General features: G+C 61.7%; 14 protein-coding genes and 3 tRNA genes. 10 read left to right on the top strand and 7 right to left on the bottom strand.

The genetic code is table 11. From position 1 onward, the window contains the following. The first annotated feature begins 109 nt into the window (after nucleotides 1-109). From ptrA to recD, 3 genes are read left to right on the top strand one after another with little or no spacing between them, the layout of a single operon-like run. Nucleotides 110-3,001: a pitrilysin gene (gene ptrA / locus PVE98_RS15735; RefSeq protein ID WP_096072638.1), complete on the top strand. Its 2,892-nt coding sequence runs from the start codon at nucleotides 110-112 to the stop codon at nucleotides 2,999-3,001. Further along, nucleotides 2,998-6,534: an exodeoxyribonuclease V subunit beta gene (gene recB, locus PVE98_RS15730; RefSeq protein WP_096072639.1), complete on the top strand. Its 3,537-nt coding sequence runs from the start codon at nucleotides 2,998-3,000 to the stop codon at nucleotides 6,532-6,534. The genes ptrA and recB overlap by 4 nt, the downstream gene beginning before the upstream one ends. Continuing rightward, the gene (gene recD / locus PVE98_RS15725) at nucleotides 6,531-8,372 is read left to right on the top strand and encodes an exodeoxyribonuclease V subunit alpha (RefSeq protein ID WP_333620579.1); all 1,842 of its coding nucleotides are present in this window, start codon (nucleotides 6,531-6,533) and stop codon (nucleotides 8,370-8,372) included. The genes recB and recD overlap by 4 nt, the downstream gene beginning before the upstream one ends. Nucleotides 8,373-8,627: 255 nt before the next feature. Here the strand turns inward: recD and argA are convergent, their stop codons facing one another. Continuing rightward, a complete protein-coding gene (argA, locus tag PVE98_RS15720) occupies nucleotides 8,628-9,956 on the bottom strand; it encodes an amino-acid N-acetyltransferase (RefSeq protein WP_033752832.1) in 1,329 nt (442 codons plus the stop codon). 231 nt (nucleotides 9,957-10,187) lie between these two features. On the opposite strand from argA, the gene amiC reads away from it, so the two are divergent. After that, the gene (gene amiC, locus PVE98_RS15715) at nucleotides 10,188-11,426 is read left to right on the top strand and encodes an N-acetylmuramoyl-L-alanine amidase AmiC (RefSeq protein WP_048781348.1); all 1,239 of its coding nucleotides are present in this window, start codon (nucleotides 10,188-10,190) and stop codon (nucleotides 11,424-11,426) included. Between the two features lie 82 nt (nucleotides 11,427-11,508). Here the strand turns inward: amiC and PVE98_RS15710 are convergent. The 3 genes from PVE98_RS15710 to PVE98_RS15700 all read right to left on the bottom strand — a co-directional run bounded on the left by PVE98_RS15710 (nucleotide 11,509) and on the right by PVE98_RS15700 (nucleotide 11,840). After that, nucleotides 11,509-11,585 (bottom strand) — tRNA-Met (locus tag PVE98_RS15710). 50 nt (nucleotides 11,586-11,635) lie between these two features. Further along, a tRNA-Met gene (locus tag PVE98_RS15705) sits at nucleotides 11,636-11,712 on the bottom strand. Nucleotides 11,713-11,763: 51 nt separating this feature from the next. Continuing rightward, a tRNA-Met gene (locus PVE98_RS15700) sits at nucleotides 11,764-11,840 on the bottom strand. Between the two features lie 206 nt (nucleotides 11,841-12,046). Here PVE98_RS15700 and mltA point away from each other — a divergent pair. Together mltA and tcdA are read left to right on the top strand one after the other, a co-directional pair. Then, nucleotides 12,047-13,198 carry a murein transglycosylase A gene (gene mltA, locus PVE98_RS15695; protein WP_033752830.1) on the top strand — a complete coding sequence of 384 codons (1,152 nt, stop codon included), beginning with the start codon at nucleotides 12,047-12,049 and terminating at the stop codon, nucleotides 13,196-13,198. A 45-nt stretch (nucleotides 13,199-13,243) separates the two neighbouring features. Continuing rightward, nucleotides 13,244-14,047 carry a tRNA cyclic N6-threonylcarbamoyladenosine(37) synthase TcdA gene (gene tcdA, locus PVE98_RS15690; protein ID WP_333620578.1) on the top strand — a complete coding sequence of 268 codons (804 nt, stop codon included), beginning with the start codon at nucleotides 13,244-13,246 and terminating at the stop codon, nucleotides 14,045-14,047. 4 nt (nucleotides 14,048-14,051) lie between these two features. On the opposite strand, the gene csdE is transcribed toward tcdA, so the two are convergent. Together csdE and csdA are read right to left on the bottom strand one after the other, a co-directional pair. Further along, entirely contained in the window at nucleotides 14,052-14,501 is a 450-nt protein-coding gene (gene csdE, locus PVE98_RS15685; RefSeq protein ID WP_033752828.1) for a cysteine desulfurase sulfur acceptor subunit CsdE, read from the bottom strand. After that, the gene (gene csdA / locus PVE98_RS15680; RefSeq protein ID WP_096072643.1) at nucleotides 14,498-15,712 is read right to left on the bottom strand and encodes a cysteine desulfurase CsdA; all 1,215 of its coding nucleotides are present in this window, start codon (nucleotides 15,710-15,712) and stop codon (nucleotides 14,498-14,500) included. The genes csdE and csdA overlap by 4 nt, the downstream gene beginning before the upstream one ends. A 196-nt stretch (nucleotides 15,713-15,908) precedes the next feature. On the opposite strand from csdA, the gene PVE98_RS15675 reads away from it, so the two are divergent. The 4 genes from PVE98_RS15675 to rlmM all read left to right on the top strand — a co-directional run bounded on the left by PVE98_RS15675 (nucleotide 15,909) and on the right by rlmM (nucleotide 18,938). Then, nucleotides 15,909-16,130: a YgdI/YgdR family lipoprotein gene (locus tag PVE98_RS15675; RefSeq protein WP_033752826.1), complete on the top strand. Its 222-nt coding sequence runs from the start codon at nucleotides 15,909-15,911 to the stop codon at nucleotides 16,128-16,130. Between the two features lie 351 nt (nucleotides 16,131-16,481). Continuing rightward, the gene (locus tag PVE98_RS15670) at nucleotides 16,482-17,399 is read left to right on the top strand and encodes a transcriptional regulator GcvA (RefSeq protein WP_033752825.1); all 918 of its coding nucleotides are present in this window, start codon (nucleotides 16,482-16,484) and stop codon (nucleotides 17,397-17,399) included. 50 nt (nucleotides 17,400-17,449) lie between these two features. Continuing rightward, nucleotides 17,450-17,845, top strand: a complete 396-nt coding sequence (locus PVE98_RS15665) for a DUF423 domain-containing protein (protein WP_033752824.1) — start codon at nucleotides 17,450-17,452, stop codon at nucleotides 17,843-17,845. Then, nucleotides 17,838-18,938: a 23S rRNA (cytidine(2498)-2'-O)-methyltransferase RlmM gene (rlmM, locus tag PVE98_RS15660; protein WP_096072644.1), complete on the top strand. Its 1,101-nt coding sequence runs from the start codon at nucleotides 17,838-17,840 to the stop codon at nucleotides 18,936-18,938. Before PVE98_RS15665 ends, rlmM begins: the two co-directional genes overlap by 8 nt. A 3-nt stretch (nucleotides 18,939-18,941) precedes the next feature. On the opposite strand, the gene xni is transcribed toward rlmM, so the two are convergent. After that, the gene (gene xni, locus PVE98_RS15655) at nucleotides 18,942-19,718 is read right to left on the bottom strand and encodes a flap endonuclease Xni (protein WP_096072645.1); all 777 of its coding nucleotides are present in this window, start codon (nucleotides 19,716-19,718) and stop codon (nucleotides 18,942-18,944) included. Between the last annotated feature and the right edge of the window lie 11 nt (nucleotides 19,719-19,729).

Below are 19,729 nucleotides of genomic sequence, written 5' to 3'. Positions count from 1 at the left end.
GCGACGAGCTCTGACGCGTCGACGCCCGATAACAAGGTATGTCAGTTTGCACCATTTTCGGCTGCGCCTGCCTGGCAGCGCAGTTTCAAGGGTAACAGAAGGGGTTTACATGCGTAGATACGCTCGCTGGATAGCGGCGCTGATGTTGAGCCTGGCGGCCTGCGCCGCGCTGGCGCAAGCCGCGACGGGCTGGACGCCGGTCAATGAAACCATTCGCAAAAGCGAAAAAGATACGCGCCAGTATCAGGCCATCAGGCTCGATAACGGCCTGACCGTGCTGCTGGTTTCCGACGCGCAGGCGCCGAAGTCGCTGGCGGCGCTTACGCTGCCTATCGGTTCGCTGGACGACCCGGATCAACAGCTCGGGCTGGCGCACTTTCTCGAGCATATGGTGCTGATGGGATCGCAGCGTTATCCACAGCCGGACAATCTGGCGGAGTTCCTGAAAAAGCATGGCGGCAGCCACAACGCCAGCACCGCTTCCTACCGCACCGCCTTCTACCTTGAGGTGGAAAACGATGCGCTGGAGCCGGCGGTGGATCGTATGGCGGACGCGCTGGCCGCGCCGCTGCTCGATCCGGTCAACGCCGATCGCGAACGCAACGCCGTCAACGCCGAGCTGACGATGGCGCGCTCGCGCGACGGTCTGCGTATGGCCCAGGTCGGCGCGGAGACGCTTAATCCGGCGCATCCCGGCTCGCGCTTCTCCGGCGGCAACCTCGACACGCTAAAGGATAAGCCGGACAGCAAGCTGCTCGACGCGCTGTCGACGTTCTACCATACCCACTACTCCGCCAACCTGATGAAGGCGGTGCTCTACAGCAATAAACCGCTGCCGGAGATGGCGCAGATCGCCGCCAACACCTTTGGCCGCATCGCGAATCACGACGCGACGGTTCCCGCTATCGACGTGCCTGTGGTGACCGAGGCGCAGCAGGGCATCGTGATCCACTACGTTCCGGCGCAGCCGCGCAAGCAGCTGAAGATTGAGTTCCGCATCGCCAATAACAGCGATCGCTTCCGCAGCAAGACCGATACGCTGATCGGCTACCTGATCGGCAACCGCAGCAAAAACACCCTGGCCGACTGGCTGCAAAAGAGGGGGCTGGCGGACGGCGTCAATGCCGGCGCCGATCCGATGAGCGAGCGCAGCAGCGGCGTCTTCGCCATTACCGCCTCGCTCACCGACAAAGGGCTGGCGCAGCGCGACGAGGTGGTGGCGGCCATTTTCAGCTACATCGCCATGCTGCGCGAGCAGGGCATCGACAAACGCTACTTTGACGAAGTCTCGCACGTGCTGGCGCTCGATTTTCGCTATCCCTCGCTGACGCGCGATATGGATTACATCGAGTGGCTGGCGGACACCATGCTGCGCGTGCCGGTAGAGCATATGCTGGACGCGCCATACCTGGCCGACGACTATGATGCCGCCGCCATTAAAGCGCGCCTCGACGAGATGACGCCGCAGCATGCGCGTATCTGGTATATCAGCTCGCAGGAGCCGCACAACAAAGAGGCCTACTTCGTCAACGCGCCCTATCAGGTCGATCGCATCAGCGACCAGACCTTCGCCGACTGGCGCCAGCGCGCCAGCCAGATCCAGCTCTCGATGCCGACGCTGAATCCCTATATTCCTGACGATTTCACCCTGATCCCGCAGGATGGCAAAAGCTACAGCCATCCGGTCGCGCTGCCCAACGACTTCGGCATGCCGATCTACTGGATGCCGAGCCGTTTTTACGCCAGCGAGCCGAAAGCCTCGGTGACGCTGGCGCTGCGCAACCAGCACGCCATCAGCGATGCGCGTCAGCAGGTGCTGTTCGGCCTCAACGACTATCTCTCCAGCCTGGCGCTGGATGAGCTTAACTCGCAGGCGTCGGTCGGCGGCATCAGCTTCTCCACCAGCGAAAACGACGGGCTGGTCTTCAGCGCCAGCGGCTTTACCCAGCGGCTGCCGACGCTGCTGAAAAAACTGGTGGAAGGCTATGCCACCTTCCAGCCTACGCCGCAGCAGCTGGAGCAGGCGAAATCCTGGTATCTCGATCAGCTGGACGCGGCGGACAAGGGCAAGGCGTTCGAACTGGCGATCCAGCCGATGCAGATGCTGTCGCAGCTCCCCTATACGCAGCGCGAGACGCGCCGCGCGCTGGTAAAGGCGATCGCTCTCGACGAGGTAGTGGCGTATCGCGACAATCTGATCCATCATGCGACGCCTGAACTGCTGGCGGTGGGCAACCTCAGCGCCGAAAGCGTGACCCAGCTTGGCCGCGAGCTGAAGCAGCAGATGCAGACGCAGGGCACGCAGCTCTGGCGCAGCAACTACGTCTCTTTCGCTAAGCCGGTAAAAGCCAACCTGCAGAAAGCGGGCAGCAGCACCGATTCGGCGCTGGCGGCGCTCTACGTGCCGCTCGGCTACGACGAATATCAGGGCATGGCGAACAGTTCGATGCTGAGCCAGATCGTGCAGCCCTGGTTCTACAACCAGCTGCGCACCGAAGAGCAGCTGGGCTATGCGGTGTTCGCTTTCCAGATGCCGATCGGCCGTCAGTGGGGCATCGGCTTCCTGCTGCAGAGCAACAGCAAGCAGCCCGCCTATCTGCTGCAGCGCTATCAGGCCTTCTATCCGCAGGCGGAGAAACGGCTGCGCGCCATGCCGCAGGAGGACTTCGCGCAGTATCAGCAGGCGATGATCAACCAGCTGAAGCAGCGGCCGCAGACCCTTGACGAAGAGGCGTCGCGCTATAGTCGCGACTTCGATCGCCAGAACTACGCCTTCGATACGCGGCAGAAGGTCATCGCGCAGATCCAGCAGCTGACGCCGGACGCGCTGGCAGACTTCTTCCATCGCGCCGTACTGCAGAAAGAGGGCATGGTGATGACGTCGCAGATTGCTGGCAACAGCGCGGATAAAGCGGCTTTTGCCCAGCTGCCCGGCTGGAAAACCTGGAATGAGGTGGCGAAACTGCAGCAGTCGCTACCGGTTAAGAGTGAGACGCAATGAGTTACCCTGAATCGCTGAATCCGTTGACGCTGCCGCTGCGCGGCGAGCGTCTGATCGAGGCTTCGGCGGGCACCGGCAAAACCTTTACCATCGGCGTGCTCTATCTGCGCCTGCTGTTAGGGTTGGGCGGCGAAAACAGCTACAGCCGTCCGCTGTCGGTGGAAGAAATACTGGTGGTGACCTTTACCGAGGCCGCCACCGCCGAACTGCGCGGGCGCATCCGCGAAAATATCCACGAGCTGCGCCTGGCCTGCGTGCGCGGCGCGAGCGGCAATCCGATGCTGGCGCTTCTGCTGGAGCAGATTGACGATCTCTCGCAGGCCGCTTCGCTGCTGCTGGCGGCGGAGCGTCAGATGGACGAAGCGGCGATCTTCACCATTCACGGCTTCTGCCAGCGCATGCTTAACCTGAACGCCTTCGAGTCCGGCATGCTGTTCGAGCAGGAGCTGATAGAGGACGAGGCGGCGCTGTTTAAGCAGGCGACCGCGGATTTCTGGCGACGCCACTGCTATCCGCTGACGCTGGATGTGGCGCGCGCCATCGTCGCCGAGTGGAACGGACCAGAGAGTTTGCTGACGACGCTGCGGCCCTGGCTGCAGGGCGAATCGCCGCGGCTGAAACGGCCGCCGACCGACGATGAAACCCTGGCGACGCGCCACGCCGCCAACCTGGCGCGCATCAGCGAGATGAAGCGCCAGTGGCAGGCGGTAAGCGACGAAGTCGAAGGCATCGTCAGCCAGTCCGGCGTGGATAAGCGCAGCTACAGCAGCAAATATCTGCCGCTCTGGGTGGCGAAAATCACCCAGTGGGCCAACAGCGAAACAACCGACTATCTCTTCCCGAAAGAGCTGGAGCGTTTCGCCCAGCGCGTGCTGGTAGAGAAGACCAAAAAAGGCGAGCCGCCGCAGCATCCGCTGTTCCAGGCGGTAGAGGCGTTTCTCGCCGAGCCGCTGTCGCTGCGCGATCTGGTTATCGCCCGCGCGCTGGTGGAAGTGCGCGACGCGGTGCGTAGAGAGAAGCGCCTGCGCGCGCTGCTCGGCTTCGACGATCTGCTGAGTCGTCTCGACGAGGCGCTGCAGCAGCCGGGCGGCGCGCTGCTGGCCGACACCATTCGCGCCCGCTATCCGGTGGCGCTGATTGACGAATTTCAGGATACCGATCCGCAGCAGTATCGGATTTTCCGCACGCTCTATCTGAACCAGCCCGAGCTGGCGCTGCTGCTGATCGGCGACCCCAAACAGGCGATCTACGCCTTTCGCGGCGCGGATATCTTTACCTATTTACGCGCCCGCAGCGAGGTCGCCGCGCACTATACGCTCGATACCAACTGGCGATCGTCACCGGGCATGGTGCAGAGCGTGAACCGTCTTTTCGCCCGCATGGATTCGCCGTTTCTCTTCGAGGCGATTCCGTTTCTGCCGGTTCATCCCGCCGCGCCGAATCAGCAGCTAACGCTGGTGAAAGATGCGCAGCCGCAGCCGGCGCTGCGCTTCTGGCTGCAGCCCGGCGACGGCGTCGGCGTCAGCGACTATCAGCAGTTTATGGCGCAGCAGTGCGCCGCCGATATCAGCCGCTGGCTGGTCGCTGGCCAGCAGGGGCGCGCGCTGCTGGGCAAAGGCGATAATCTGCGGCCGGTGCAGGCGTCCGATATCACCGTGCTGGTGCGCAGCCGCAATGAGGCGGGGCTGATCCGCGACGCGCTGAACGGGCTGTCGATTCCATCGGTCTATCTCTCTAACCGCGACAGCGTCTACACCACGCCCGAAGCGCGCGAGCTGCTGTGGCTGCTGCAGGCGGTGCAGGCGCCGGAGCAGGAGCGGCTGCTGCGCAGCGCGCTGGCCACCTCCATCTTCGCCATTGACGCCGCCTCGCTGGATACGCTAAGCCAGAACGAGCGCGAGTGGGATGCGCTGGTCGAGCAGTTCGCCGGCTGGCAGCAGCTCTGGCACCAGCGCGGCGTGCTGCCGATGCTGCGCGACGTCATGAATCAGCGGCAGCTGGCGGAAAATATGCTCGCCTCGGAGAACGGCGAGCGCAGGCTCACTGACCTGATGCATCTGGGCGAGCTGTTGCAGGAGGCGTCGACCCACCTCGACAGCCCGCATGCGCTGGTGCGCTTTCTCGCGCAGCAGATCGCCCGGCCCAATAGCCAGGCGGCGGAGCAGCAGCTGCGGCTCGAGAGCGATCGCCACCTGGTGCAGATTGTCACTATCCACAAATCCAAAGGCTTGCAGTATCCGCTGGTGTGGCTGCCTTTCGCCGCCGGCTTTCGCGAGGCGGCCAGCGCGCTCTATCACGATCGGGAGAGCTTCGCGACGCTGCTCGACGTGCAGGGCGATGAAGAGAGTCTGGCGCTGGCCGAGCAGGAGCGTCTGGCGGAAGATCTGCGCCTGCTTTACGTCGCCTTAACCCGCTCGGTGTTTCACTGCAGCGTCGGCATTGCGCCGCTGTTTAAGGGCGCGCGCAAAAAAGAGGGCGACAGCGATCTGCACAAGAGCGCGCTGGGCTATCTGGTGCAGCAGGGCGAAAGCGGCGACGCCGACCGCCTGCGCGCCTGCCTGGCGACGCTGGCGGATGCGGACACCGAGGTGCTGCGCGACGATCTGATCCCCGGCGAAAACTGGCGCGAACAGGCGCAGCCCGACGATGCGCTCAGCAGTCGTCAGGTGACGCGCGACCTGCGCGACGCCTGGCGCGTTACCAGCTATTCCGGGCTTCAGCAGCACAGCAGTTCGCCGCTGCTGGAGGCGATGCCCACGTTCGATATCGACGCCGCGGGCGAAGAGGGCGGCGAGGCGGAGAGCGCCCTGACGCCGCATCACTTTCCGCGCGGCGCCGCGCCGGGCACCTTTCTGCACGGCCTGTTTGAATCGATCGATTTTACCCGGCCGCCGGACAGGACGCTGCTGGAAACGCAGCTGGAGCAGAACGGCTATCCGCCGCACTGGCTGCCGGTGCTGGAAGCCTGGATCGCGCGCGTGCTGCACACGCCGCTTAATCGCGACGGCCTGACGCTGGGCGCGCTGCAAAACCAGGACCGGCTGGTGGAGATGGCTTTTTATCTGCCGCTGGAGCGCATGCTGAACGCTTCGGAGCTGGATGCGCTGATGCGCCAGCACGATACGCTGTCGGCGCGCGCGCCGAAGCTGGAGTTCCACCAGGTGCAGGGCATGCTGAAGGGCTTTATCGATCTGGTGTTTCGCTGGAACGGTCAATATTATCTGCTGGATTACAAATCCAACTGGCTTGGCGACAGCGAAGCGGCCTATACCCCGGAGGCGATGGCGCAGGCGATGGTGGATCACCGCTACGATTTGCAGTACCAGCTCTACACGCTGGCGCTGCATCGCTATCTGCAGCATCGCCTGCCCGATTACGATTATCAGCGCCACTTTGGCGGCGTGTTTTATCTGTTTTTACGCGGCGTCGATGGCAGTTCGCCGCAAAACGGCATCTTTACCGCGCGTCCGTCGGCCTCTTTCGTCGCCGGACTGGACGCGCTGTTTCGTCGCCCGAAAGAGGAGGAAGTATGACGGAAATAGTGTCATTGCTCGATCAGGCGGTAGAGAAACGTCTGCTGCGGTCGCTCGATCTTCAGTTCGCGCGGCTGCTGGCCGACGCCTCGCAGCCGGCATGGCTGCTGGCGGCCGCCTGCGTCAGCGCCGAAGCGGGCGATGGTCACGTCTGCCTGCCGCTGGCGCACCTGACCCCCGAGACGCTGTTCGCCGGACGCCATCCCGAACTGGCGCAGGCGCTATGGCGCGCAGCGGGCGCGCCGTCGTGCTGGAAAACGGCGCTCGCCGGCTGGCCTGCGCTGAGCGACGGCGGCATCGCCACGCCGCTGGTGCTCAATCATGAGCGGCTCTATCTGCATCGTCTGTGGCAAAGCGAAGGTCGGGTGGCGCACTTTTTCACCCGGCAGGCGGAGATGGCGGAGATGGATGTCGCCGCCGCGCAGAACGTGCTGAGCGCGCTGTTCGGCGATCGGCCCGACGACTGGCAAAAAATCGCCGCCGCCGTGGCGCTGACGCGCAAAACCGCCGTGATTTCCGGCGGCCCCGGCACCGGAAAAACCACCACCGTGGCGAAGCTGCTGGCGGCGTTGATCCGCCTCAGCCGCAGCAATCTGCGTATCCAGCTGGCGGCGCCGACCGGCAAAGCGGCGGCGCGCCTCACTGAATCCCTCGGTCAGGCGCTGCAGGCGCTGTCGGTCAGCGACGAAGAGCGGGCGCGTTTTCCCAGCGAAGCGACGACGCTGCACCGTCTGCTGGGCGCGCAGCCCGATACGCAGCGGCTGCGCTATCACGCCGCCAACCGGCTTCATCTCGACGTGCTGGTGGTGGACGAGGCCTCGATGGTCGATCTTACGATGATGGCGAAGCTTATCGCCGCGCTGCCCGACCATGCGCGCGTGATTTTCCTCGGCGATCGCGATCAGCTGGCGTCGGTAGAAGCGGGCGCGGTGCTGGGCGATATCTGCCGCTGCGCGGAAACGGGCTACAGCCTGTCGCGCGCGCAGCAGCTCGCGGCATTGACCCAGTGCGCTCTCGACGGCGCGGATGACGCGGGCGCGCCCGACGTGCGCGACAGCATCTGTCTGCTGCGCAAAAGCTACCGCTTTGATGCGACGTCGGGCATCGGCCAGCTGGCGCGGGCGGTCAATCTCGGCGACGCGCGCGCCGTCGAGTCGGTGATTAACGCCGCCTTTGAGGATATCGATTTTCAGGCGCTGCAGAGCGGCGAGGCCTATCAGACGATGCTCGACGCCGTCGCGGAAGGCTACCGGCCTTTCCTGAAGCTAGTGCAGGCGCGCGCGCCGGTGGAGGAGATTCTGCTGGCCTTCAGCCACTATCAGCTGCTTTGCGCCCTGCGCGACGGGCCGTTCGGCGTGCAAGGGCTGAACCAGCGCATCGAGCAGCGCCTGGTGCAGCTACAGCGCATCCGGCGGCCGGCGATCGGCAGCCGCTGGTATGCGGGACGGCCGGTGATGGTGACGCGCAACGACAGCGCGCTGGGGCTGTTCAACGGCGATATCGGCATTACCCTGCGCGATGCGGAAAACCAGCTGAAGGTCTTTTTCCCGCTGCCGGACGGGTCGGTGAAGGCGGTGCAGCCGAGTCGTCTGCCGCCGCACGATACCGCCTGGGCGATGACGGTGCATAAGTCGCAGGGATCGGAGTTCGAGCATACCGCGCTGGTAATGCCGGCGCAGTTCTCGCCGGTGCTGACGCGCGAGCTGGTCTATACCGCCATTACCCGCGCGCGCAAGCGGCTGACGCTCTACAGCGAACCCGCGGTGTTTCAGCGCGCGGTACAGCTGCAAACTCAACGCCGCAGCGGGCTGGTGGAAAGGCTAAGTCTGGTGAGCTAACCGGTTTCAGCCGCAAACGGCTCGGTACGTCACTGCGCAGGCTACTGGGGCTGCGGAACAAAGCGTCCCGCGACAGGGACAAAAACGCCGGGAGCGTTTTTGAACAGCGCAAAGCGCTGGCCCGTTTACGGGCGCACCTCAGGGACGAGGTGCGTATGTGTGCGGGCCGAGCGAGCATGGATGCCTTGAGCGACTTTGTGGAGCAGCCCCTGTTGCCTGCGCCTACTCGGTTATTTAGCCTGGAACGGCTTTCAATCAGGTCAGGTCCGCCATCAGCACCTTTGAGCGCCGCTGGTAGTTATACATCTGCTTTTTGCTCTCCGGCAGCGACTCGATATCCACCGGCGTAAAGCCGCGCTCCTGAAACCAGTGAATGCTGCGCGTGGTCAGCACGAACAGCTTCTCCAGCCCCATCTGCCGCGCCTGAAGCGCGACGCGCTGCAGCAGCATCTCGCCGCGCGACGAGCTGCGATAGTCGGGATGCACCGCTACGCAGGCCATCTCGCCGATTTTCTCATCCATAAACGGGTAGAGCGCCGCGCAGGCGATGGTCAGATTGTCGCGAATAATAATGGTGAACTTGTCGATCTCCATCTCCAGCTGCTCGCGCGAGCGACGCACCAGAATGCCCTGCTGCTCCAGCGGGCGAATAAGCTCCAGGATACCGCCGATGTCGTTAATGGTGGCGCGGCGGATCTGCTCGCTCGACTCCATCACAATCTGCGTGCCGATACCGTCGCGCGAGAAGAGCTCCTGCAACAGCGCGCCATCTTCCTGGTAGCTAATCAGATGGCTGCGGCGCACGCCGCTGCGGCAGGCCTTCACCGCGCCGCGCAGGAAGCGCACCGTGCCGGAAAGGTAGTCGCCGTCGCTCTCCATCTCGTCGATGCGCGCCTGCGCGTCGTTCGGGAACAGCTCAGAGATAATGGTGCCGTCGCGGCGGGTTACGCCCTGCTCGGAGCAGAAGCCGATCATCTTCTCCGCCTTCAGCTTAATCGCCAGCTGGGTGGCGACCTCTTCCGACGTCAGATTAAAACTCTCGCCGGTCACGGAGACCGCCACCGGACCGAGCAGCACAATCGCATCGTTATCCAGCTGCCGATGAATCGCCTCTTCGTCAATGCGGCGAATGCGTCCGCTGTGGCAATAATCGACGCCGTCGTCCACGCCCAGCGGCTGCGCGATAATAAAGTTGCCGCTGACCACGTTGATATGCGCGCCCTGCAGCGGCGTGTTGTTCAGGCTCATTGAGAGTCGCGCCGTGATGTCGAGCTGCAGCCGTCCCGCCGCCTGCTTCACCAGCTCCAGCGACTGCGCGTCAGTCACGCGGGTATATTTGTGGTAAACCGGCTCCAGCTGGTTCGCCGCCAGGCTGGCGTCGATCTGCGGACGCGCGCCATAGACCACCACCAGGCGAATGCCGAGACTGTGCAGCAGGCCGATATCGTTAACGATGCTGGAGAAGTTCTCATGCTCAATCGCTTCGCCGCCCAGCATGATGACAAAGGTCTTGTCCCGGTGGGCATTGATATAGGGAACGGTGTGGCGAAAACCCTGAACCAGCTCAGTACTACGTTCCTTCACGGCAAACCTCAATGAATGATTATTCGTAATTTTTGTATTTTTATTCTTTTAGGGCGCTATTTGCAAGCGTTAAACCTGACGTAAATTTACGTTTTTTCGGGTGCGCTCGCTGCTAAGAGCCTGCATTATTTAGCTTTTCCTGGATGACTTCGCCAAAGGGATGGGCTAAAGTTTTCAGCGCCGTTTATTAAAGTGGCGCTTTTTTAGACAGAACAGAGCAGCTGGAGCGGCATGTCAGAATCAAATCCCCTAATTTCCCGTAGAAGGCTCCTGCAGGGAACCGGCGCATTATTGCTGCTGAGCGTCAGCCGCACAGGCCTGGCGGCAAAAAACCATATCGTCGCGGTACGCATCTGGCCATCTTCGACCTATTCGCGCATGACGCTGGAGTCCAGCGTGCCGCTTCACTATAAGCAGTTCGCGCTTTCGCATCCGGATCGGCTGGTTATCGATATCGAGAATATGCATCTTAATCCGGTGCTGAAGGGTGTCGACAAGCTGGTGCGCGTCAACGATCCCTTTATTAAAAACGCGCGGGTCGGACAGTTCGACGCCAATACCGTGCGCATCGTGCTGGAGCTGAAGCGCAACGTCGCGCCGAAAACCTTTACCCTGGCGCCGGTGGCCGGCATCAAACACCGGCTGGTGGTGGATCTCTATCCGAGCCAGGAGAGCGCTGAAGACGATCCGCTGCTGGCGCTGCTCAAGGATTACAACAAGGGCGATCTGGAGCGTAACGAGCCGGCGAGCGCGCCGCTGCCCGGCAAGGCGGGGCGCGATCGGCCGATGATCGTGATGATCGATCCAGGGCACGGCGGCGAAGATCCCGGCGCGCACGGCAAATACAAAACGCGTGAAAAAGATATCGTGCTGAAGATGGGGCGACGGCTCAAGGCGCTGATCGACAAAGAGCCGAATATGAAGGCCTATATGACGCGCAACGAGGATGTGTTTATTCCGCTGCGGGTTCGGGTGGCGAAAGCGCGCAAGCAGCGCGCCGATCTCTTTGTCTCGATACACGCCGACGCCTTTACCAGCCGCAGCGCGCGCGGCTCCTCGGTGTTCGCGCTCTCCACCAAAGGCGCCACTTCGGCGGCGGCGCGTTTCCTGGCGCAAACGCAGAACGAATCGGATCTTATCGGCGGGGTCAGCAAGAGCGGCGATCGCTATCTCGATCACACCATGCTGGATATGGTGCAGCGCCAGACCATTCACGATAGCCTGGCGTTCGGCAAAGAGGTGCTGCATCGTATGGGGCGCATCAACCATCTGCATAAACGCACCGTCGATCAGGCGGGCTTCGCGGTGCTGAAGGCGCCGGATATTCCATCGATTCTGGTGGAAACCGCCTTTATCAGCAACGTTGAGGAGGAGCGCAAGCTACGCACCAGCCGCTATCAGCAGCAGGTGGCGGAGGCAATTTTCCATGGCATAAAGGCTTACTTCGACAAGGGCGGGGCGCGACGCTAAAGCGAGGAGAAGGGATGGCGCAGGCCGTCCCGGTTTCACACGGCACAAAAACAAAAAAGCACCCTTTCAGGTGCTTAAATGTTGGTTGCGGGAGCCGGATTTGAACCGACGACCTTCGGGTTATGAGCCCGACGAGCTACCAGGCTGCTCCATCCCGCGTCCGTAGTGCGCATTGCGTCTTTTTCACATTGTCTCTTCAAAAGAAGAGTTGGTTGCGGGAGCCGGATTTGAACCGACGACCTTCGGGTTATGAGCCCGACGAGCTACCAGGCTGCTCCATCCCGCGTCCGTAGTGCGCATTGCGTCTTTTTTCACATTGTCTCTTCAAAAGAAGAGTTGGTTGCGGGAGCCGGATTTGAACCGACGACCTTCGGGTTATGAGCCCGACGAGCTACCAGGCTGCTCCATCCCGCGTCCGTGGATGCGCACTATACCTCCTGGAGCTGATGATGCAACCCCTTTTTAGCGCGAAGCGTCAAATTAGGGATTGTTTGCTGAATATTTTCTCCATCTGGCTAATTATCACACAGCCGCGCGCGCGGAAGGGGCAGGCGGATTTCAATCTGCCAGACGCTTTGCTATCGTCGCGGGGCGAACACTGATGAATAAAAGAGACGGCGATGAATAAAGGACACTGGGCGAAGTACGCACTTACTGGTGCAATGTTTGCGCTGCTGGCGGGTTGTAGCTCGAAGCCGACCGATCGCGGGCAGCAATATAAAGACGGCAAGCTGGAACAGCCGCTGGCGCTGGTTAACCAGCCTAATGCCAAAGGCCGACCGGTGAACGGCAGAGACTTCGGCGAGCAGGTGCGGCAGATCCAGTCCGCCTCTTCCGCCCTGTATGGACGCCACACTGGCACCTACAGCGCGATTGAAAGCTGGCTGATGGCAGGCGCCGATACGCGTCAGCTGCGCCAGTTCGGCCTGAACGCCTTTCAGATGGAAGGCACCGACAACTACGGCAACGTGCAGTTTACCGGCTACTACACGCCGGTGGTGCAGGCGCGCTATACGCGTCAGGGCGAATTCCAGTACCCCATCTACCGCATGCCGCCGCGCAAGCGCGGCGCGAAGCTGCCGAGCCGCGCCTCTATCTATAGCGGCGCGCTGGACGAACGCTACGTTATCGGCTGGAGCAATTCGCTGATCGATAACTTTATTATGGACGTGCAGGGCAGCGGCTACGTCGACTACGGCGACGGCCGTCCGATGACCTTCTTCGGCTACGGCGGCAAAAATGGCTGGGCCTATCACAGCATCGGCAAAGAGCTGATCGATCGCGGCGAGGTGAAGCGCGAGGATATGTCGATGCAGGCGATTCGCGACTGGGCGGCGTCGCACTCTGAGCAGGAGGTGCGCGCGCTGCTGGAAACCAACCCGTCGTTTGTCTTCTTCAAGCCGGAACCTTATACCCCGGTGCGCGGCGCCAGCGCGGTGCCGCTGGTGGCGAAGGCCTCTGTGGCGTCGGACCGTTCGCTGATCCCGGCGGGAACCGCGCTGCTGGCGGAAGTGCCGCAGCTCAACGAAAAAGGCAAGTTCAACGGTAAGTATGAGATGCGCCTGATGGTGGCGCTGGACGTCGGCGGGGCCATCAAGGGCCAGCACTTTGACATCTATCAGGGCATTGGGCCCGACGCGGCGCACCTGGCGGGCTTCTATAACCATTACGGCCGCGTCTGGGTGCTGAAGGCTGCGCCGGGCGCCGGACAGCCGCTGTTCAGCAACCCGCAAAACGGCGATAATGGCTCTCTGTTACTGGGTTCAAACTGATTTCTCGGCGGGCCGCGCGGCCCGCACGAGGCGACAAGGTTAATTATGAGTGTGGTTAACGACGCCTGGCGTCAGCGTTTTGGCGGCACGGCACGTCTTTATGGGCAGGATGCGCTGTCGCGTTTCGCCGCGGCGCACTTCTGCGTGATCGGCATCGGCGGCGTCGGCTCCTGGGCGGCGGAAGCGCTGGTGCGCACCGGCATCGGCAAAATTACCCTGATCGATATGGACGATGTCTGCATCACCAATACCAATCGGCAGATCCACGCGCTGAACGGCAACGTCGGCAAGGCGAAAACCGAGGTGATGGCTGAGCGGCTGCGCGCCATCAATCCCGACTGCGAGGTGATCTGCATCGACGACTTCATCACGCCGGACAACACCGCCGAGCTGATGGCGGCGGGCTACGACTACGTGATTGACGCCATCGACAGCGTGCGTCCGAAGGCGGCGCTGATCGCCTGGTGCCGCCGCAACAAGATCCCGCTGATCACCACCGGCGGCGCGGGCGGCCAGATCGATCCGACTCAGATCCGGGTGGCCGATCTGGCGAAGACGATTCAGGATCCGCTGGCGGCCAAGCTGCGCGAGCGGCTGAAGGCGCTCGGTGTGGTGAAAAACAGCAAAGGCAAGCTGGGCGTCGACTGCGTCTTCTCGACCGAAGCGCTGATGTATCCGCAGCCGGACGGCAGCGTCTGCGCCGCGCGTAGCACCGCTGAAGGGCCGAAAAGAATGGATTGCGAAGCGGGATTCGGCGCGGCCACCATGGTGACCGCCACCTTCGGCTTTGTCGCCGTTTCCCATGCGCTGAAGAAGTTTCTGGCGCGCGCGGCGCGTCAGGCGGCGTAGAACCTCAGGCGCGCGCCGCGCGTGCGGCCTGATGTACCGCCTCCGCCAGCGCTTTCAGTCCGCTGCTGCGCGAGGCGCTGAGCTGGGCGCGCAGCCCCAGTTCGTCAAACAGCTGCAGCGGATCGTCCGCCAGCAGCGCCTGCGGCGTTTTTCCCTCCACGGCGGTCAGCAGCACCGCCAGCAGACCACGCACGATGCGGCCTTCGCTGTCGCCGTAGAAATGCAGCGTGCCGTCGTGGCGCAGCTGGCTGCCGAGCCAGACGCGGTTTTCGCAGCCGGTCAGCTCGATATCGGCCGTTTTCAGCGCCTCCGGCAGAGCAGGCAGCTGACGGCTGAGCTGGATCAGCTGGCGATAGCGATCCTCCCACTGCTGAAAATGGGCAAACTTCTCTTTCAGGCCGTCCAGGGTAATCAGATCGCCAAACGGGTGCGGGCCAGTCAGAGCCTGACTCATGCTTCCTCCTCAGAGAGCAGATCGAGCGCGGTGTAGACGGCGCGCGTCAGCGCGTCGACATCCTGTAAATTATTATAGGGCGCGAAAGAGACGCGCAGCGTGCCGCTCACGCCCAGCGCTGCCATTAGCGGCTGCGCGCAGTGCTGGCCGGCGCGCAGCGCAATGCCCTGTTCCGCCAGCAGCGTGACGATGTCGCTGTGGTGCACGCCCGCGAAATCAAACGCCAGCACGCTCGTCCGGCCCGCGCGGTAGCTGCGAAAACCGGGAAACTCGCCCAACTGCTCTTCAGCCAGGCTGGCAAGCTGCTGGCTCCACATCTCCGCTTTCAACCGGTCGTGCTGCTCAAACCAGCTTAGCGCGGCGCTCAGTCCCACTACGCCCGCCACGTTCGGCGTGCCGGCCTCGAAGCGCCAGGGCGCGGGCTGCGGCGTGAAACCGTTAAAATCGACGTGGGTCAGCATCTTACCGCCGCCTTGCCACGGCGACATCTCTTCCAGCAGCTCGGCTTTGCCATAGAGCGCGCCGATGCCGGTCGGGCCGTAGACTTTATGGGCGGAGAAGGCGTAGAAGTCGATATCCAGCGCCTGCACGTCGGTTGGGCAGTGCGCCACGCCCTGCGCGCCGTCAACCATCACTTTCGCGCCGACGCCGTGCGCCAGCGCGATCGCCTGCGCCAGATCGGGACAGCCGCCGGTGACGTTGGACATCTGGCCGATCGCCAGCAGCCGGGTGCGCGCGTTAAGCAGCGACGGCAGCAGCGCGATATCCGGCAGGCGATCGGCGCCGACAGGCCATTTCACCACCTTCGCGCCGCGCGCCTGCGCCGCCATCAGCCAGGGCACCAGATTGGCGTGATGCTCCGCCTCGCTCACCAGGATCTCGTCGCCGGCCTTCAGCCGCGGCAATAGCCAGCCGTTGGCGACCAGATTGATCGCCTCCGTGGTGCCGCGCGTCCAGACGATCTGGTGGCCGTGCGCCGCATTCAGCAGGCGCGCCACCTGATGCCGTGCCTGTTCATAACGTTCGGTAAGCTGACGCGCCGCGCCATACTGGCTGCGATGCACGGTGCCGCCGCTCAGGCTGTAAAACTGTTGCGTGGTATCAATCACCACCTGAGGCTTGAGCGTCGTGGCGGCGCTGTCGAGATAAACACCGGCGACGCTCAGCGCGGGAAACTGCTGGCGGAAGGCGGTGGGATTGAATGCGGTCATGCTTTGTCTCGTCATACAAATAAACAGGGCCAGATCAAAAGCCTGGCTCTCTCCTGGCAAAGCTGTAAAAGCGCGTTATGCTGATTAATGCAAGGTTTAAACCAAAACCCGCACAAGGAGCAACCTTCTTTAGTCGATTTGACTAAGGTTAGCCAACGCGGGCGGTTTGATGCAATCATCTACAAGGAGATAGAAAATGAAAAAACTTTCAGCAGTGCTGGCTGTCTGCGCTATGGCTTTTACTCTGGCCGCATGTTCAAGCAATTATGTTATGCATACCAACGATGGTCGCACCATTGTCTCAGAAGGTAAGCCTTCAGTAGACAGCGATACCGGTATGATCAGCTATAAAGACGCTAACGGCAACAAGCAGCAGATTAACCGCTCCGACGTCAAAGAGATGGTTGAGATGCAGTAAGCGCTTCGGCGTCTGCTGCAGGCAAAAAAAAAGCACCGCAATTTGCGGTGCTATTCAAAATCACTATGGACAGACAGGGTAAATCTACAGGAATTAAAAGCTTGATCTGCAAGCGTCAGATCAAAATGCAAACACAACATCACGACCACAAGCCAAAAGCTTCCCGGAAATCTGCGAACTCACTCACAAATCCTGAAATCTTTTCGTTCCGGCTCAGGAAGTGCGGCAACTATAGGTATTTGCTGGAGCTTCCTCAACGGACAATTTATAATGCCTCGGATTACTAAAACTAATATGTGACCGCTTTTTATAAGCGCACCTATATTGCCCCTGATCCGAGCACGGAAAACCATGTCGAAACGCCTTCCTCCTCTTAATGCACTCCGCGTGTTTGACGCTGCGGCGCGTCATCTCAGCTTTACCAAAGCCGCCGAAGAGCTGTTCGTCACCCAGGCAGCCGTCAGTCATCAGATAAAATCGCTGGAAGATTTTCTGGGACTTAAGCTGTTTCGCCGGAGAAATCGTTCGCTGCTGCTGACGGAAGAGGGGCAAAGCTACTATCTCGATATCAAAGAGATTTTCACCGCGCTCAATGACGCGACGCGCAAACTTCAGGCGCGTAGCGCGAAGGGCGCCTTAACCGTCAGCCTGCTACCCAGCTTCGCCATTCAGTGGCTGGTGCCGCGGCTCTCTAGCTTTAATATGGCTTATCCGGGCATCGACGTGCGTATTCAGGCGGTGGACCGCGATGAAGAGAAGCTGGCCGACGACGTCGACGTGGCGATTTTCTACGGCCGCGGCAACTGGCCGGGACTGCGAGTGGAAAAACTTTACGCCGAATATCTGCTGCCGGTCTGTTCGCCCGCGCTGATGACCGGCGACAATCCGTTGAAAACGCCAATGGATCTGTCGCGCTTCACGCTGCTGCATGACGCTTCGCGGCGCGACTGGCAATCCTATATCCGGCAGCTAGGCTTGCAGCATATTAACGTCCAGCAGGGGCCGATTTTCAGCCACAGCGCCATGGTGCTGCAGGCCGCGATCCATGGCCAAGGCGTGGCGCTGGCGAACAACGTAATGGCGCAGAGCGAAATCGAAGCGGGTCGCTTGATCTGTCCGTTCAACGACGTGCTGGTAAGTAAAAACGCTTTTTATCTGGTTTGTCATGACAGCCAGGCAGAACTGGGTAAAATAGCCGCCTTTCGACAGTGGATCATCGCGAAAGCCGCCAGCGAACAAGAAAAATTCCGCTTTCGCTACGATCACTAACTAATTGATTTCTGTAGCCTGATGTACAGATGCACCTTGAGGATAGTCAGATGTCCAGTCGTGCCATGTTTATTTTTGCCGCCATCAGCGGGTTTTTGCTGGTGGCGTTTGGCGCTTTTGGCGCCCACGTTTTAAGCCGTTCTCTGGGGCCAACGGAAATGGCCTGGATCCATACCGGGCTAGAGTATCAGGCTTACCATACGCTGGCGGTCATCGGCCTGGGCGCCGCGATGCTGCGCCGCGCTAATCTCTGGTTTTACTGGAGCAGCGCCTTTCTGGCCCTCGGCGTCGTGCTGTTCAGCGGCAGCCTCTACTCTCTGGCGCTGTCGCATTTGAAGTTTTGGGTTTTTGTTACGCCGGTCGGCGGCCTCTGTTTCCTGGTCGGCTGGTTTCTGATGTTGATTGGCGCGCTGCGTCTTAAACGAAAGGCAGATCGCCATGAATAAAGTTTTACTCTATTGCCGTCCCGGGTTTGAAAAAGAGTGCGCCGCGGAAATCGCCGCCTGCGCCGCCGAGCGTGAAATCTACGGTTTCCCGCGGGTTAAAGAGAACAGCGGCTATGTGCTGTTCGAGTGCTATCAGCACGAAGATGCCGACCGCCTGGCGCGCGATCTGCCTTTCGATACGCTGATCTTCGCCCGCCAGATGCTGGTGGTCGGCGAGCTGCTGAAAGATCTGCCGCCGGACGATCGCATTGCGCCGATTGTCGGCATACTGACCGGCGTGGTGGAGAAGGGCGGCGAACTGCGCGTCGAGGTGCCGGATACTAACGAAGCGAAAGAGCTGACGAAGTTTTGCCGCAAGTTTACCGTGCCGCTGCGCGCCAGCCTGCGCGAAGCGGGGATCCTGCTCAACTACGAAAGCCTGAAGCGACCCGTGGTGCACGTCTTCTTTATCGCGCCTGGCGCCTGCTACGTCGGCTACTCTGTCGTCGGCAACAATTCGCCGTTCTATATGGGCATTCCGCGCCTGAAATTCCCGGCCGATGCGCCGAGCCGCTCGACCCTGAAGCTGGAGGAGGCGTTTCACGTCTTTATTCCCGCCGACGAGTGGGACGAGCGCCTGGCGGGCGGCATGCACGCGGTCGATCTCGGCGCCTGTCCCGGCGGCTGGACCTATCAGCTGGTGAAGCGCAGCATGTGGGTTGACGCGGTGGATAACGGTCCGATGGCGCCGAGCCTGATGGATACCGGGCAGGTCACCCACTGCCGCGAGGACGGCTTTAAGTTTCGCCCGACGCGCAACAATAACGACTGGCTGGTGTGCGACATGGTAGAGAAGCCGGTGCGCGTCGCCAGCCTGATGACCGAATGGCTGGTCAACGGCTGGTGCCGTGAGGCGATCTTTAACCTCAAGCTGCCGATGAAAAAGCGCTACGAAGAGGTGACGCAGAACCTGGCGATGATCGACGAGGCGCTGAAGGCGCAGGGCATCAACGCGCAGATCCGCGCCCGTCAGCTCTATCACGACCGCGAAGAGGTCACGGTGCATATTCGCCGCATCTGGGGCGCCATACCGGGCCGCCGCGACGAACGTTAAGCCTCAGGCCGGGCGCTGCGGCGCCTGGCCTTCGTAGCGCAGCGTTTTCAGATTCCCCTGCAGCACCAAATCCTGCTTCAGCATTGCAACCTGTCGGCTGATTAAGGCGGACTCGCGCCCGGCCTCCAGCTTCGCGCGCCACTTCTCCGGCACCTCGTCGAGCTGCGCATAGATCGCCTCCAGCGTACCAAACGTCTGCAGCAGCGTTTTCGCGCTTTTCGGGCCGATGCCCGCCACGCCGGGGATCTTGCTGCTGCTGATGCCGCACAGCCCCCAGTAATCGGGCAGGCGCTGCGGCGCGACGCCAAACTCATTTTCGATAAAAGGCAGATCCAGCCAGCGCTTTTGAAAGTAGTCGCGGATGCGGATCTGCGGCGCCAGCAGCTGACAGTAGCCTTTGTCGGTAGAGACGATGGTCGCCTGATGGCCCGCCTGCGCCATTTTTACCGCCAGCGTAGCGGCCAGGTCGTCCGCTTCATCCGCCTCGGCGATCCAGCAGCTAACGCCGACCCGGCGAAACGCCTCCTGCAGCGCGGGCAGTTCGGCATGCAGATCCTCCGGCATCGGCGGTCGGCCGCTTTTATAGTCCGGCAGCAGCTGATGCCGCCAGCCCTGGTGACGCTGTTCGCTGTCGAATACCGCCACAACGTGGGTCGGCTGCGTATGCCCCAGAAGCTGGCGCAGCGCCGCGACGCAACCCTCGACGCAGGGCGATCCCTGTACTGCGTGCAGACGACGTATCAGATTGAGCGCGTCCACGATAAGAAGGTGAAATGACATAAGCTAAACGG

Source organism: Pantoea sp. GABEPS69 (genome assembly GCF_045780835.1).
Lineage (GTDB): Bacteria > Pseudomonadota > Gammaproteobacteria > Enterobacterales > Enterobacteriaceae > Pantoea > Pantoea septica.
Note: the sequence above shows the minus strand (reverse complement) of the source record. Positions and strands in the feature narration are given on the sequence as shown.

Coding starts and splice junctions, on each gene's coding strand:
- csdA (WP_096072643.1), bottom strand. CDS start 15,712: ATGACCGCATTCAATCCCACCGCCTTCCGCCAGCAGTTTCCCGCGCTG.
- ptrA (WP_096072638.1), top strand. CDS start 110: ATGCGTAGATACGCTCGCTGGATAGCGGCGCTGATGTTGAGCCTGGCG.
- rlmM (WP_096072644.1), top strand. CDS start 17,838: ATGAATAAAGTTTTACTCTATTGCCGTCCCGGGTTTGAAAAAGAGTGC.
- csdE (WP_033752828.1), bottom strand. CDS start 14,501: ATGAGTCAGGCTCTGACTGGCCCGCACCCGTTTGGCGATCTGATTACC.
- mltA (WP_033752830.1), top strand. CDS start 12,047: ATGAATAAAGGACACTGGGCGAAGTACGCACTTACTGGTGCAATGTTT.
- PVE98_RS15675 (WP_033752826.1), top strand. CDS start 15,909: ATGAAAAAACTTTCAGCAGTGCTGGCTGTCTGCGCTATGGCTTTTACT.
- PVE98_RS15665 (WP_033752824.1), top strand. CDS start 17,450: ATGTCCAGTCGTGCCATGTTTATTTTTGCCGCCATCAGCGGGTTTTTG.
- recD (WP_333620579.1), top strand. CDS start 6,531: ATGACGGAAATAGTGTCATTGCTCGATCAGGCGGTAGAGAAACGTCTG.
- amiC (WP_048781348.1), top strand. CDS start 10,188: ATGTCAGAATCAAATCCCCTAATTTCCCGTAGAAGGCTCCTGCAGGGA.
- tcdA (WP_333620578.1), top strand. CDS start 13,244: ATGAGTGTGGTTAACGACGCCTGGCGTCAGCGTTTTGGCGGCACGGCA.
- recB (WP_096072639.1), top strand. CDS start 2,998: ATGAGTTACCCTGAATCGCTGAATCCGTTGACGCTGCCGCTGCGCGGC.
- xni (WP_096072645.1), bottom strand. CDS start 19,718: ATGTCATTTCACCTTCTTATCGTGGACGCGCTCAATCTGATACGTCGT.
- PVE98_RS15670 (WP_033752825.1), top strand. CDS start 16,482: ATGTCGAAACGCCTTCCTCCTCTTAATGCACTCCGCGTGTTTGACGCT.